Origin of the sequence: Intestinirhabdus alba (assembly GCF_009711095.1) — a bacterium.
GTDB lineage: Bacteria > Pseudomonadota > Gammaproteobacteria > Enterobacterales > Enterobacteriaceae > Intestinirhabdus > Intestinirhabdus alba.
On the sequence record NZ_WMJZ01000005.1, the window covers coordinates 76,878 to 89,828 of the forward strand.

Annotated in this window: 11 protein-coding genes; 8 read left to right on the forward strand and 3 right to left on the reverse strand. The window is 56.3% G+C overall.

The window, feature by feature from the left end; all coding sequences use genetic code 11:
- The first annotated feature begins 50 nt into the window (after window positions 1-50).
- Window positions 51-1,016 carry a DMT family transporter gene (locus GJV78_RS05295; RefSeq protein WP_155107448.1) on the forward strand — a complete coding sequence of 322 codons (966 nt, stop codon included), beginning with the start codon at window positions 51-53 and terminating at the stop codon, window positions 1,014-1,016.
- A gap of 15 nt (window positions 1,017-1,031) precedes the next feature.
- Window positions 1,032-2,204 (forward strand): Obg family GTPase CgtA, encoded by a 1,173-nt coding sequence (gene cgtA, locus GJV78_RS05300; protein WP_155107343.1) that lies wholly within the window; start codon window positions 1,032-1,034, stop codon window positions 2,202-2,204.
- A gap of 114 nt (window positions 2,205-2,318) precedes the next feature.
- Here cgtA and dacB read toward each other — a convergent pair whose 3' ends face one another.
- Window positions 2,319-3,752, reverse strand: a complete 1,434-nt coding sequence (gene dacB / locus GJV78_RS05305; RefSeq protein WP_155107344.1) for a serine-type D-Ala-D-Ala carboxypeptidase — start codon at window positions 3,750-3,752, stop codon at window positions 2,319-2,321.
- A 247-nt stretch (window positions 3,753-3,999) separates the two neighbouring features.
- Here dacB and greA point away from each other — a divergent pair, with 247 nt between their 5' ends.
- Entirely contained in the window at window positions 4,000-4,476 is a 477-nt protein-coding gene (gene greA, locus GJV78_RS05310) for a transcription elongation factor GreA (protein WP_155107345.1), read from the forward strand.
- A gap of 157 nt (window positions 4,477-4,633) precedes the next feature.
- On the opposite strand, the gene yhbY is transcribed toward greA, so the two are convergent.
- Window positions 4,634-4,927 carry a ribosome assembly RNA-binding protein YhbY gene (gene yhbY / locus GJV78_RS05315; protein WP_002460990.1) on the reverse strand — a complete coding sequence of 98 codons (294 nt, stop codon included), beginning with the start codon at window positions 4,925-4,927 and terminating at the stop codon, window positions 4,634-4,636.
- Window positions 4,928-5,051: 124 nt separating this feature from the next.
- Here yhbY and rlmE point away from each other — a divergent pair, with 124 nt between their 5' ends.
- From rlmE to glmM, 5 genes are all read left to right on the forward strand, one after another.
- Window positions 5,052-5,681, forward strand: a complete 630-nt coding sequence (gene rlmE / locus GJV78_RS05320; protein WP_155107346.1) for a 23S rRNA (uridine(2552)-2'-O)-methyltransferase RlmE — start codon at window positions 5,052-5,054, stop codon at window positions 5,679-5,681.
- Window positions 5,682-5,780: 99 nt separating this feature from the next.
- Complete coding sequence (gene ftsH, locus GJV78_RS05325) at window positions 5,781-7,715, forward strand: ATP-dependent zinc metalloprotease FtsH (RefSeq protein WP_155107347.1); 1,935 nt, start codon at window positions 5,781-5,783, stop codon at window positions 7,713-7,715.
- Window positions 7,716-7,914: 199 nt separating this feature from the next.
- On the forward strand, window positions 7,915-9,231 hold the full coding sequence (locus GJV78_RS05330) for a rhomboid family intramembrane serine protease (protein ID WP_167519384.1): 1,317 nt from the start codon (window positions 7,915-7,917) through the stop codon (window positions 9,229-9,231).
- A 14-nt stretch (window positions 9,232-9,245) separates the two neighbouring features.
- Window positions 9,246-10,094: a dihydropteroate synthase gene (gene folP, locus GJV78_RS05335; RefSeq protein ID WP_155107349.1), complete on the forward strand. Its 849-nt coding sequence runs from the start codon at window positions 9,246-9,248 to the stop codon at window positions 10,092-10,094.
- Entirely contained in the window at window positions 10,087-11,424 is a 1,338-nt protein-coding gene (gene glmM / locus GJV78_RS05340; protein WP_155107350.1) for a phosphoglucosamine mutase, read from the forward strand. The genes folP and glmM overlap by 8 nt, the downstream gene beginning before the upstream one ends.
- Window positions 11,425-11,474: 50 nt before the next feature.
- Here the strand turns inward: glmM and dcuC are convergent, their stop codons facing one another.
- Window positions 11,475-12,941 carry a C4-dicarboxylate transporter DcuC gene (dcuC, locus tag GJV78_RS05345; RefSeq protein ID WP_155107351.1) on the reverse strand — a complete coding sequence of 489 codons (1,467 nt, stop codon included), beginning with the start codon at window positions 12,939-12,941 and terminating at the stop codon, window positions 11,475-11,477.
- Window positions 12,942-12,951 lie beyond the last annotated feature (10 nt).

Here is a 12,951-nt window from a genome sequence, read left to right on the forward strand (position 1 = left end):
CCGGCAGACGGGGCATGACCCAGGCATATCCGGACCGCAGGGAATACGTCATGAAGCAGCAGGCGGGCATTGGAATTCTTTTGGCGCTGACCACCGCGATGTGCTGGGGAGCCTTGCCAATTGCAATGAAGCAGGTGCTGGAGGTAATGGCTCCTCCCGACATCGTCTTTTATCGGTTTTTGATCGCCAGTATCGGCCTTGGGGTGATTCTGACGGTTAAACGAAAGCTGCCGCCGCTGCATATTTTCCGCAGACCGCGCTGGCTGGCGCTGCTGGCCATCGCCACCGGCGGGCTTTTTGGTAATTTCGTGCTGTTCAGCTCTTCGCTGCAATACTTAAGCCCCACCGCTTCGCAGGTGATTGGCCAGCTGTCGCCGGTCGGAATGATGGCCGCCAGCGTGGTGATACTGAAAGAGAAAATGCGCGGGACGCAGGTGGTCGGCGCGCTGATGCTCCTCTGCGGCCTGGTGCTGTTTTTTAATACCAGCCTGATTGAGATTTTTACCCGCCTGACCGATTACACCTGGGGGGTGATTTTCGGGGTCGCGGCGGCGTCGGTTTGGGTGAGCTACGGCGTCGCGCAAAAGGTGTTATTGCGGCGTCTGGCGTCACAGCAGATCCTGTTTTTACTGTACACTTTATGTACGATAGCGCTGTTGCCGTTGGCGGAGCCGGGGCTGATAGCGCAGTTGAGCGACTGGCAGCTTGCGTGTCTGTTTTTCTGCGGCCTTAACACCCTGGTTGGATATGGTGCGCTGGCGGAGGCGATGGCGCGCTGGCAGGCGGCGCAGGTGAGCGCGATTGTTACGCTTACGCCGCTGTTTACGCTGTTATTTTCAGATCTATTATCTGTGGCCTGGCCCGATTTCTTCACCAGACCGATGCTAAACCTGTTGGGTTATCTCGGTGCATTTGTCGTGGTTGCGGGCGCAATGTATTCCGCCATTGGTCATCGTATTTGGGGCGGTTTACGCAAGCATGAAACGGTGGTCTCGCAGCCCCGCTCAGGCGAATGATTTACGGAGAGTAAAATGAAGTTTGTTGATGAAGCATCGATTCTGGTCGTTGCAGGCGATGGCGGTAACGGCTGCGTCAGCTTCCGCCGTGAGAAGTATATTCCAAAAGGTGGCCCGGACGGCGGCGACGGCGGCGACGGCGGCGACGTATGGCTTGAGGCGGACGAAAACCTCAATACTCTGATCGACTACCGCTTCGAGAAGTCGTTCCGCGCCGAGCGCGGCCAGAACGGCGCGAGCCGCGACTGCACCGGCAAGCGAGGAAAAGATGTCACCATTAAAGTGCCTGTGGGGACGCGCGTCATCGACCAGGGAACCGGCGAAACCATGGGCGATATGACCAAACACGGTCAGCGCCTGATGGTGGCCAAAGGCGGCTGGCATGGCCTGGGCAACACCCGCTTCAAGTCTTCGGTTAACCGCACCCCGCGTCAGAAAACCATGGGAACGCCGGGCGATAAGCGCGACCTGCTGCTGGAGCTGATGCTGCTGGCGGACGTAGGGATGCTGGGGATGCCGAACGCCGGTAAATCAACCTTCATTCGTGCGGTCTCCGCCGCGAAGCCGAAGGTGGCCGACTATCCGTTCACCACCCTGGTGCCGAGCCTCGGCGTGGTGCGTATGGACAGCGAAAAGAGCTTTGTGGTCGCTGATATTCCGGGCCTGATTGAAGGCGCGGCGGAGGGCGCGGGGCTGGGGATCCGTTTTCTGAAGCACCTGGAGCGCTGTCGCGTACTGCTGCACCTGATCGATATCGATCCGATTGATGGTTCCGATCCGGTTGAAAATGCGCGCATCATCATCGGCGAGCTGGAAAAATATAGCCAGGCGCTGGCCGCTAAACCGCGCTGGCTGGTGTTTAACAAGATTGACCTGCTGGACAAAGCCGAAGCGGAAGAGAAAGCCCGGGCGATTGCCGAAGCGCTGGGCTGGGACGATAAATATTATCTGATCTCCGCCGCCAGCCAGTTGGGCGTGAAGGATCTCTGCTGGGATGTGATGACGTTTATCATTGAAAACCCCGTTGCCCAGGCTGAAGAGGCGACGCAGCCGGAGAAGGTTGAGTTCATGTGGGACGATTATCATCGTCAGCAGCTTGCGGAAGTGGAAGACGAAGCGGAAGATGAGTGGGATGACGACTGGGACGAGGACGACGAAGAGGGCGTCGAGTTCATCTACAAGCGTTAAGCCCAATCCAACCCCGGCTATCATGCCGGGGTTGGTGTTTCTGGCGTCAGCGTGCCGGTTGACCTGGTTATTCTGGCCGATATCCTTATCTGACCGGCTCAAAGCGCACCGGATCTAATTGTTTTGGTAGATATCCCTGTACAGTCGGCTTTCAAAGCGCACCAGCGGAATGCGCCGGTTGCGCTGGTCGGCCGGCGGCACGGCGTAACCGGAGAGATACTGTACGAAAGCCATTCGCTGCCCGCTGGCGGTGGTAATGAATCCCGCCAGGTTGTAGACCCCCTGCAGCGACCCCGTCTTGGCCGATACCTTGCCGTCCACGCCCGCCTGATGCAGGCCCGCCCGGTACTGCAGCGAGCCGTCATAGCCCGCCAGCGGCAGCATCGAGATAAAGTTCAGCTCGTTATCGTGCTGGGCGATATATTGCAGCACCTGCAGCATGGTTGCCGGGGCGATCAGATTATGGCGAGAAAGCCCGGAGCCGTCGGCGATAATGGTATTGCCAATATCGATCCCGGCCTGCTGGCGCAGGATCTGGCGGACGGCGTTGGATCCGGCTCGCCAGGTTCCCGGCACGTTAAACCGCGCGTGGCCGATCATACGGAAAACGGTGTCGGCAATCATATTGTCCGACTTTTTCAGCATAATCTTAAGCAGGTCGTGAAGGGGGGCCGATTGCCGGCTGGCGATCGTCGTGCCCGGCTCGTTGACCTGGGTCTGGCGAAGCAGCGTGCCGCTCCAGGTGATACCGGCCTGCTTTAACTCATCCTTCAGGATGGCTCCGGCGTAGCCAGCACCGTCCTGGATGGCGAAGGCCAGCGGCAGCGGCTCGGCCCGCTGGGGCAGACAGCCGGTCAGGGTATAGCGGTTGAGATCGCCGGGCACCACGTCCAGCTCGCAATACTGCGCCTCCGCCGAGCCGCGGGCCAGCGTGCGGACCTGGCTGAACAGGGTTACCGGGTAGTAAGACGCCACGCGGATAAACGCTAAATCGTTCGGTTTTTGCGCGCTATAGAGCGAGATCGAAAAGCAGTTGCGATCAACAATAGCTGCGGCAGGCGGCGCGCTAAAGCACTGGGTCATATCGTTCCAGGGCCAGCCTGGCGCTTTATCGTGGCTGGCGAAAATGGAGGTATCGATAAGCACATTGCCGGCGATTTGCGTCACGCCCGATTTTTTCAGCGTCGCCACCATATTGCGCAGATCCTGTCGTTTTAACGTCGGATCGGCACCAAATCGCGCTATAAGGTCGCCTTTCAATACGCCGTTCTCCACGCGGCCCTTCGTCTCCAGGGCGGTGGTGAAGCGAAAGTCCGGGCCGAGCTGAATGAGCGCCGCCAGGGCCGTGATCACCTTTTGCGTGCTGGCGGGCAGCGCCATCTGCTGGCTGTGATACTCAATCGCCGGGGCGGGGGCACCAATTTTTTGTACCACGAAAGTGAGGTTGGCTCCCGCAGGAAGCTGGTTGATGTACTCGTCAACGTTCGCGGCCTGAGCGCCGAACGCTATACTGGTCGTCAATCCGATGATAAATCTGGAAAATCGCATAATCTCGCGCTAACAGCCTGGAAACAGGCGCTCATACTAAGGCGCAATGCACCAAAAAGTAAACGATGACCCCCAGGGAACTCCAGGGTAAAATGGGGATCAAAATGTGAATTGTAGCTGGCCCGGGACTTTGTGCCCGGGTCGGTATTTTTTTGCTTCTGGTCCTGGCCTGACCACCTACCGGGGCAGGCTTAGCAGCCGGGGCAAGGCTATTGCCCCCTACAGGAAAGTTAAAGAGGTATACCCAATGCAAGCGATTCCGATGACCTTACAAGGTGCAGAAAAACTGCGCGAAGAGCTGGATTACTTAAAATCCGTGCGCCGTCCTGAAATTATTGCCGCCATTGCGGAAGCGCGTGAGCATGGCGATCTGAAAGAGAACGCGGAGTATCACGCGGCGCGCGAGCAGCAGGGATTCTGCGAAGGACGCATTAAAGATATTGAGGCGAAGCTGTCTAATGCCCAGGTAATCGACGTCACTAAAATGCCGGATAACGGGCGGGTGATTTTTGGCGCAACCGTCACCGTGCTGAACCTTGATAGCGATGAAGAACAGACCTGGCGCATCGTCGGCGATGATGAGGCGGACTTCAAACAGAACCTCATTTCCGTCAACTCGCCTATCGCCCGCGGCCTGATTGGTAAAGAGGTGGACGACGTGGTGGTCATTAAAACACCGGGCGGCGAAGTAGAGTATGAGGTGCTGAAGGTGGAATACCTGTAAGCCAAATCGAGCTGTCCAACGCGCTGAGTCAGTGTAAAGAAAGGAAAAAGGCCGCATAGCGGCCTTTTATCAACGGAGAGAGCGTGGCATTTTGCTCTCCTGCCTGCGGAAAACCGCGCGTTTTGCACAGAGTCTGTGTGCGACTCCAGGATATCCTTTAGCGCGGCAGCGAGATTTTACGTTCTTTTGTCGGACGATAAAGCACCAGCGTTTTTCCGATGACCTGTACGTTACAGGCACCGGTTTCGCGTACGATAGCCTCCACGATCAGGGTTTTGGTTTCTCTGTCCTCTGAGGCGATTTTCACCTTGATAAGCTCATGGTGTTCTAACGCTTGTTCGATCTCGGCTAGTACCCCTTCGGTCAAACCATTACTGCCAAGCAGAACGACCGGCTTGAGCGGATGTGCCAGACCTTTCAGGTGCTGTTTTTGTTTAGTACTCAGATTCATCGTATATTTTGCTTACGTTGGGATTGAAAACGGGTCATTCTACCGCCATCTCCCATCTATCACCAAACGGGCGCGTAAAAATTTACGCCCGGGCTACGATGAACCATCCCGATGGGAAAGTTAAATGACAGGTAAAAAGCGTTCTTCCAGCTCAAGCCGCTGGCTTCAGGAACACTTTAGCGATAAATATGTTCAACAGGCACAGAAAAAAGGGTTGCGTTCCCGCGCCTGGTTTAAACTTGATGAAATACAGCAAAGTGACAAAATTTTTAAGCCGGGGATGACGGTTGTCGACCTTGGTGCCGCGCCAGGCGGCTGGTCGCAGTATGTGGTAACGCAGATCGGCGGCAAAGGCCGTATTATCGCTTGCGATCTTCTACCTATGGATCCTATCGTTGGTGTGGACTTTCTTCAGGGCGATTTTCGTGATGAACTAGTCATGAAGGCGCTGCTGGAACGTGTGGGCGACAGCAAGGTTCAGGTTGTTATGTCCGATATGGCACCAAACATGAGCGGAACGCCGGCGGTGGATATCCCCCGCGCCATGTATCTGGTGGAGCTGGCGTTAGAAATGTGTCGTGATGTGCTGGCACCGGGCGGCAGTTTTGTAGTGAAGGTGTTCCAGGGCGAAGGTTTCGATGAGTATCTAAGGGAAATTCGCTCCCTGTTTACGAAAGTAAAAGTTCGTAAGCCGGACTCTTCGCGTGCGCGTTCACGCGAAGTGTATATTGTAGCGACCGGGCGAAAATCATAGCTGGCAGATTTCAGACGAAGGTTTGAAAGAAACTGGATATAGAGTATCCTGACGCTGTTTTTAACACAGTTGTAATAAGAGGTTAATCCCTTGAGTGACATGGCGAAAAACCTAATACTCTGGCTGGTCATAGCCGTTGTGCTGATGTCAGTATTCCAGAGCTTTGGGCCCAGCGAGTCTAACGGTCGTAAGGTTGATTATTCAACCTTCCTGCAAGAGGTCAATCAGGACCAGGTTCGTGAGGCGCGTATCAATGGACGTGAGATCAACGTTACCAAGAAAGATAGTAACCGTTACACGACCTACATCCCGGTTAACGATCCCAAACTGCTTGATAACCTGCTGACGAAAAACGTGAAGGTTGTCGGTGAGCCGCCTGAAGAGCAGAGTATGTTGGCTTCAATCTTCATCTCCTGGTTCCCGATGCTGCTGCTGATTGGCGTGTGGATCTTCTTTATGCGTCAGATGCAGGGCGGCGGCGGCAAAGGTGCTATGTCGTTCGGTAAGAGCAAGGCGCGTATGCTGACGGAAGATCAGATCAAGACCACCTTTGCCGACGTCGCAGGCTGTGACGAAGCAAAAGAAGAGGTTGCTGAGCTGGTTGAATACCTGCGCGAGCCGAGCCGCTTCCAGAAGCTGGGCGGTAAAATTCCGAAAGGCGTGCTGATGGTCGGCCCGCCGGGGACCGGTAAAACCCTGCTGGCGAAAGCGATCGCTGGCGAAGCGAAGGTGCCGTTCTTTACCATTTCCGGCTCTGACTTCGTGGAAATGTTCGTCGGCGTGGGCGCATCCCGCGTGCGCGACATGTTCGAACAGGCCAAAAAAGCGGCACCGTGCATCATTTTTATCGATGAAATCGACGCCGTGGGCCGCCAGCGTGGCGCAGGCCTGGGCGGCGGTCATGATGAACGTGAGCAGACGCTGAACCAGATGCTGGTTGAAATGGACGGCTTTGAAGGCAACGAAGGCATCATCGTCATTGCGGCGACGAACCGCCCGGACGTGCTTGACCCGGCGTTGCTGCGTCCTGGCCGCTTTGACCGCCAGGTGGTGGTTGGTCTGCCGGACGTTCGCGGTCGTGAGCAAATTCTGAAGGTCCATATGCGTCGCGTACCGCTGGCACCGGATATTGACGCGGCGATTATTGCACGCGGCACGCCGGGCTTCTCCGGTGCCGATCTGGCGAACCTGGTCAACGAAGCGGCGCTATTTGCCGCCCGCGGCAACAAGCGCGTCGTGTCGATGGTGGAGTTCGAGAAAGCGAAAGACAAAATCATGATGGGCGCGGAACGTCGCTCCATGGTGATGACGGAAGCGCAGAAAGAGTCTACGGCCTATCACGAAGCGGGCCATGCGATTATCGGTCGCCTGGTGCCGGAACACGATCCGGTGCACAAGGTTACGATTATTCCGCGCGGCCGGGCGCTGGGCGTCACCTTCTTCCTGCCTGAAGGCGACGCGATCAGCGCCAGCCGTCAGAAGCTGGAAAGCCAGATCTCCACGCTGTACGGCGGTCGTCTGGCGGAAGAGATCATCTACGGTCCGGAGCATGTCTCTACCGGCGCGTCCAATGACATCAAGGTTGCCACCAACCTGGCGCGTAACATGGTGACCCAGTGGGGCTTCTCGGACAAACTCGGCCCGCTCCTGTACGCGGAAGAAGAGGGCGAAGTGTTCCTCGGCCGTTCCGTGGCGAAGGCGAAGCATATGTCCGACGAGACCGCGCGCATTATCGATCAGGAAGTGAAATCTCTGATTGAGCGTAACTATAATCGCGCCCGTCAGCTGCTGAACGACAATATGGACATTCTGCACGCGATGAAAGATGCGCTTATGAAGTATGAAACCATTGATGCGCCGCAGATCGACGACCTGATGGCTCGTCGCGACGTTCGCCCGCCCGCCGGCTGGGAAGAACCAGGCGCGTCCAACAACTCTGACAACAACGGTACGCCTCGCGCGCCGCGCCCGGTTGATGAACCGCGCACGCCGAACCCGGGTAATACCATGTCAGAGCAGTTAGGCGACAAATAAGAAGACATTGCTCCTGTCGGCACGTGTGCCAGTCGGGAAACATCCATGAGGCCGTAACGGTATATGTTGCGGCCTTTTTTTTGCTCTTTCTTCAATCCCCGGTGTCATTCCAGTACTCTCTGTCCCGGTATTTTGGACTGCAACGTTGTTCATTCATGGTATCGTATTGAGTCAATTTTTATGTTTAATAAGGATGAAAATGAAACTACAGGGATGTCTGGTCGCGGCCTTGCTGCAAGCCAGGGTGACGCTAATACTGATCGTGATGAACATCATCGCTTTTAGCGTTCCGGGTTTTTATGACATACGATTTTTGGATACCCTGGCCCAGGGTTCATACCTGATTAACTGGGGTGGTAACATTTCCGCTCTGACGTTTTCCGGAGAATACTGGCGTCTGCTCAGCAGCCAGTTTGTACATGCGGGAATAGTACACCTGACAATGAATATGCTGGCGCTTTGGTCGATTGGTAGTGTACTCGAGAGGTATATCCCCAGAGCCACGTATCTTGCTATTTATCTGCTTTCTGGCGTTTCAGGCGGATTGCTTAGTGCGGTGTATTACTCTACTACTCAGATTGTCAGTTGCGGCGCATCTGCTGCTATTATTGGACTTGCGGGGGCTTTTCTTGCTTATGCCGCTGTCACGCGAAATATTCAAAACCTCCCGGTTAAAAATTTACTGATGAGTCTGCTACTGACCTTCGGGGCTGGCATGTTTCTGCCTCTGGATAATATGGCACACCTTGGCGGGCTGGTGTTTGGCTTTGTCTCTGGAGGTGCCGTTGTTCTTGTCTCACGCGTCTGGCAAGCTAATCGTATGTTAACCGCAGCCATGTCTGGTGGCATATTCGCCTTATCGATAGCTGGGTTATGGGGAGTTTATAACCATTTTTCTGTTCCCGGTGGGGCAGGCCAGGTAAAAGCGGTAAAAGTGATTAACATTTTGAGAATGGCAGGACTGGGTGATAGTGCATCGGTCATGGGGGGATTGAATGATCTGGATACATGCATCCAAACGCAACTTGCTACCGCAACGCTAAATCTCAAATCATGCAATCGCCGTGATTTGTCTGATAACTTTGATATTCGCTGGATTGAGAAGCGTCTGCTTAACGATTTTGCGCAATGCCGCTTGCTGGTCGCGGATTTAGAGCAGATCTATCCTGACAAAGAAGAACAACGCAGATTAGGCATTGTAAAAGATTTTTGTGAAGCCCGTGAGCAGCTATACAAAGCGGTATTCACTCAGGAAATCATCTCTGTCGATGCGGCGAAATTACACGAAGCGGACAGAAGAATGCGTAATCTGGCCGATCGTATTCGGCTATTGAGTAAAGACAGGCCTGTCGTTATACGCTCCATCTTTGATTATTTTTATACTTCCCAAAATGACAGTGAAGTAGAGGATGCTGAAGACATTCAGAGTCAGGGAGTGTTTAATGATGTCAGAAACAGGGTCTACAAAGCAGTACAAGAATCACGGTGCCCCTATTACAGTTGTACAAAACAATAGCGGATAGAAACCATATGCAATTACACGCTCAGGGAGCAATTCTTGACCTCTCTCACCCACACGTCATGGGGATCCTCAATGTCACCCCAGACTCTTTCTCCGACGGTGGCGCGCATCATTCGCTGACGGATGCCGTGACCCATGCCAACCTGATGATTAACGCCGGGGCGACCATTATCGACGTCGGCGGGGAATCGACGCGACCCGGCGCAGCGGAAGTAAGCGTGGAAGAGGAGCTGCAGCGGGTGATCCCGGTGGTGGAAGCTATCGCCCGACGTTTTGAAATCTGGATCTCCGTTGATACCTCAAAGCCAGAGGTTATCCGCGAATCAGCAAGGGTGGGCGCTCACATCATTAACGATATTCGCTCACTCTCTGAACCCGGCGCGCTGGAGGCGGCAGCGGAAACGGGACTGCCAGTATGCCTGATGCATATGCAGGGCCAGCCGAAGACCATGCAGGAGGCACCAGCGTATGACGACGTGTTCGCTGAGGTTAATCGCTACTTTAGTGAACAGATTGCGCGATGTGAAAGAGCCGGTATCGCAAAAGAGAAATTGTTGCTCGACCCGGGATTTGGTTTCGGTAAAAATCTCTCCCACAACTATACATTACTGGCGCGTTTATCTGAGTTTCATCATTTTAATCTGCCGCTGCTGGCAGGAATGTCGCGCAAGTCGATGATCGGGCAGCTCCTGAATGTGGGGCCGTCCGCGCGCCTGAGCGGTAGCCTTGCCTGTGCGGTGATTGCCGCCATGCAGGGGGCGCAGATTATTCGCGTCCACGATGTCAAAGAAACCGTAGAAGTGATGCGCGTGGTGGAAGCCACGCTGTCGGCAAAGGAAAATAAACGCTATGAGTAACCGTAAATATTTTGGCACCGACGGGATCCGCGGTCGCGTAGGCGAAGCGCCGATTACCCCTGATTTTGTGCTTAAGCTGGGCTGGGCGGCAGGAAAAGTGCTGGCGCGTCATGGTTCGCGCAAAATTATTATTGGCAAGGACACGCGCATCTCCGGCTATATGCTGGAGTCCGCGCTGGAGGCGGGGCTGGCGGCGGCGGGGCTGTCCGCCTCATTCACCGGTCCGATGCCGACGCCGGCGGTAGCCTATCTGACCCGCACCTTCCGGGCGGAGGCGGGAATTGTCATCTCCGCTTCTCATAATCCGTTTTATGACAACGGCATAAAATTTTTCTCCATCGATGGCACCAAACTGCCGGACGCGGTGGAAGAGGCCATTGAGGCCGAAATGGAAAAAGAGCTGACCTGCGTGGACTCCGCCGAGCTGGGTAAGGCCAGCCGCATTGTCGATGCCGCGGGTCGCTATATTGAATTTTGCAAGGCGACCTTCCCCAATGAGCTGAGTCTGAGCGAGCTGAAGATCGTGGTGGACTGCGCCAACGGCGCGACCTATCACATTGCGCCGAACGTGCTGCGCGAGCTGGGGGCAAAGGTGATAGCCATCGGCTGCGAGCCAAACGGCGTCAACATCAATGAGGAGGTCGGGGCGACCGATGTCCGGGCGCTACAGGCGCGCGTGGTGGCGGAAAAAGCCGATCTGGGCATCGCCTTCGATGGCGACGGCGACCGCGTCATTATGGTTGATCATGAGGGTAACCGGGTCGACGGCGATCAAATCATGTATATCATTGCCCGCGAAGGGCTGCGTCAGGGGCAACTGCGCGGCGGGGCGGTGGGGACGCTGATGAGCAATATGGGGCTGGAGCTGGCGCTGAAGCAGCTGGGCATCCCTTTTGCCCGCGCAAAGGTTGGCGACCGCTACGTGCTGGAAAAACTGCAGGAAAAAGGCTGGCGCATTGGCGCGGAAAACTCAGGTCATGTGATCCTGCTGGATAAAACCACCACCGGCGACGGCATTGTGGCGGGCCTGCAGGTACTGGCGGCGATGGTGCGCAACCATATGAGCCTGCACGATCTGTGCAGCGGCATGAAAATGTTCCCGCAGATTCTGGTTAACGTCCGCTTTACGGCGGGCAACGGCGATCCGCTGGAGAGTGAAACCGTGAAAGCGGTGACGGCCGAAGTGGAGGAAGCGCTCGGCGCGCGCGGCCGCGTACTGCTGCGCAAATCCGGCACTGAGCCGCTTATTCGGGTGATGGTGGAAGGTGAAGACGAAGCGCAGGTGACGGCGTTCGCCCATCGTATTGCGGACGCGGTAAAAGCGGCGTAGCCCCTTTTCTCGCGCGGTAAAGGCCGGAGTCAGCGCGACCCCGGCCTTTTTTATGAGGCTGAGAGCGTCTGCCTGCGTCTGCAGCGCCAGATGTATCCGCTAACCAGCAGCAGCAGGAAGATAGCCAGCCACGGCAATACCGCCAGCAGATGCCCGGAGCGGGCGAACGTCAGGGCGATCATCAGCAGCCAGCCGCCCAGCATCGGAATGGCGGTACGCTTAACGATGTCGACCGGCGAAATGCCCGCGATCCCGGCGATAGCAATAATGACCCCGGCGATGGGCGACAGCGTCCGGCCAATGCCGGCCGACAGCTGGATCGGCAGCATCATCACCGCAACGTCGCTGCCGATGTGGCGGCTGATATCCGGTACCATCGGCGCGAAGGAGAAGAAGGCCGCGTTGCCGGACCCCATCAGCGCAGAGATAGCGAAGGTAATCAGGGTCATCAGCAGCACGATGGAGGCTGCGCTAAGACCAAATTCGCCGGACAGAGAGAGCAGCGCATCCACTGCGCCTATCGCTTTTAGCCCGGCGGAAAAAACTTCACCTGCAACGATCAGCGTGACGACGGTGGCGAACACGCTGCCCATGCTGTCGAAGACCTTCTGAATGCCAGCCATCACTTTGCGCGCGTTCCGGTGGCGCAAATATTCGCAGATCAGCGTCACGGCGAGGCTTATCAGTACCGCCGTGTCGAGGGTGATTTTCAGCGAACTGAACAGCAGCTTGCTGCATAACAGCATCAGTACCAGCGGCAGCATCGGCAGGAACAGCCAGGCGATGGGGGCCTGCTGATTGTCGTCCGGCGTCAGCTGCAGGGCCTGCGGCGACGGTGCCTCCTCTTTTTCACGGCTATCGAAGAAACGCTGAACAACGATGTGCAACAGGGCAATAAACAGGATCGTCGGGATGACGATCGGCAGCTGATCCTGCACAAAGTAGTTTACCACCTCCATGCCCGCCGTTTTGGCAGCCAGCACGGAGTTGCCCGAGCCCGGGCCAAACTCCACCGCGCAGGTGCTGGCGATCACCGCCGCCACGGCCGCGCGGCTGCAGCCAAGGCGGGTGAGCAGCGGGTAGAGGGTGGCCATCAGCAGTAGCCCCAGCCCCGTTGCGCTGCTGATAAACAGCGACAGGAACTGCCCCAGCAGCAGCGCCAGCCCCAGCAGAAGATAAGGCGAGTTCAGGCGCTGTAGCGGGCGCGAGGTTACCCGCACCAGCACCTGGCTTGCGCCAATGGCCGACATCCAGGTGGCAAAACCGCCGATCAGCATGATTTGCAGCCCAAGCCCGCCGAGGCGGATGCTCAGCGTATCGCGAATAAACTCAAAGACGTCAAAGGGGCCGAAGCCGGTACTCTTTTTCACCATGCCGCTGAGGGTCGTCCAGCCGCTGAAGTGGGCGATAAGCAGCAGAATGATGCCGGTCAGCAGCAGCACCGACTGGGGGTGATATTTTTGCAGGATCAGGCGTCCGGCAAACAGAATGGCGATCAGCGCCAGTAGCAATGACATTATCGCCCCC

Excerpts from the sequence above, each read along its gene's own strand:
- yhbY (WP_002460990.1), bottom strand. The coding sequence starts at position 4,927 with ATGAATCTGAGTACTAAACAAAAACAGCACCTGAAAGGTCTGGCACAT.
- greA (WP_155107345.1), top strand. The coding sequence starts at position 4,000 with ATGCAAGCGATTCCGATGACCTTACAAGGTGCAGAAAAACTGCGCGAA.
- dcuC (WP_155107351.1), bottom strand. The coding sequence starts at position 12,941 with ATGTCATTGCTACTGGCGCTGATCGCCATTCTGTTTGCCGGACGCCTG.
- GJV78_RS05295 (WP_155107448.1), top strand. The coding sequence starts at position 51 with ATGAAGCAGCAGGCGGGCATTGGAATTCTTTTGGCGCTGACCACCGCG.
- folP (WP_155107349.1), top strand. The coding sequence starts at position 9,246 with ATGCAATTACACGCTCAGGGAGCAATTCTTGACCTCTCTCACCCACAC.
- cgtA (WP_155107343.1), top strand. The coding sequence starts at position 1,032 with ATGAAGTTTGTTGATGAAGCATCGATTCTGGTCGTTGCAGGCGATGGC.
- ftsH (WP_155107347.1), top strand. The coding sequence starts at position 5,781 with ATGGCGAAAAACCTAATACTCTGGCTGGTCATAGCCGTTGTGCTGATG.
- glmM (WP_155107350.1), top strand. The coding sequence starts at position 10,087 with ATGAGTAACCGTAAATATTTTGGCACCGACGGGATCCGCGGTCGCGTA.
- rlmE (WP_155107346.1), top strand. The coding sequence starts at position 5,052 with ATGACAGGTAAAAAGCGTTCTTCCAGCTCAAGCCGCTGGCTTCAGGAA.
- GJV78_RS05330 (WP_167519384.1), top strand. The coding sequence starts at position 7,915 with ATGAAACTACAGGGATGTCTGGTCGCGGCCTTGCTGCAAGCCAGGGTG.
- dacB (WP_155107344.1), bottom strand. The coding sequence starts at position 3,752 with ATGCGATTTTCCAGATTTATCATCGGATTGACGACCAGTATAGCGTTC.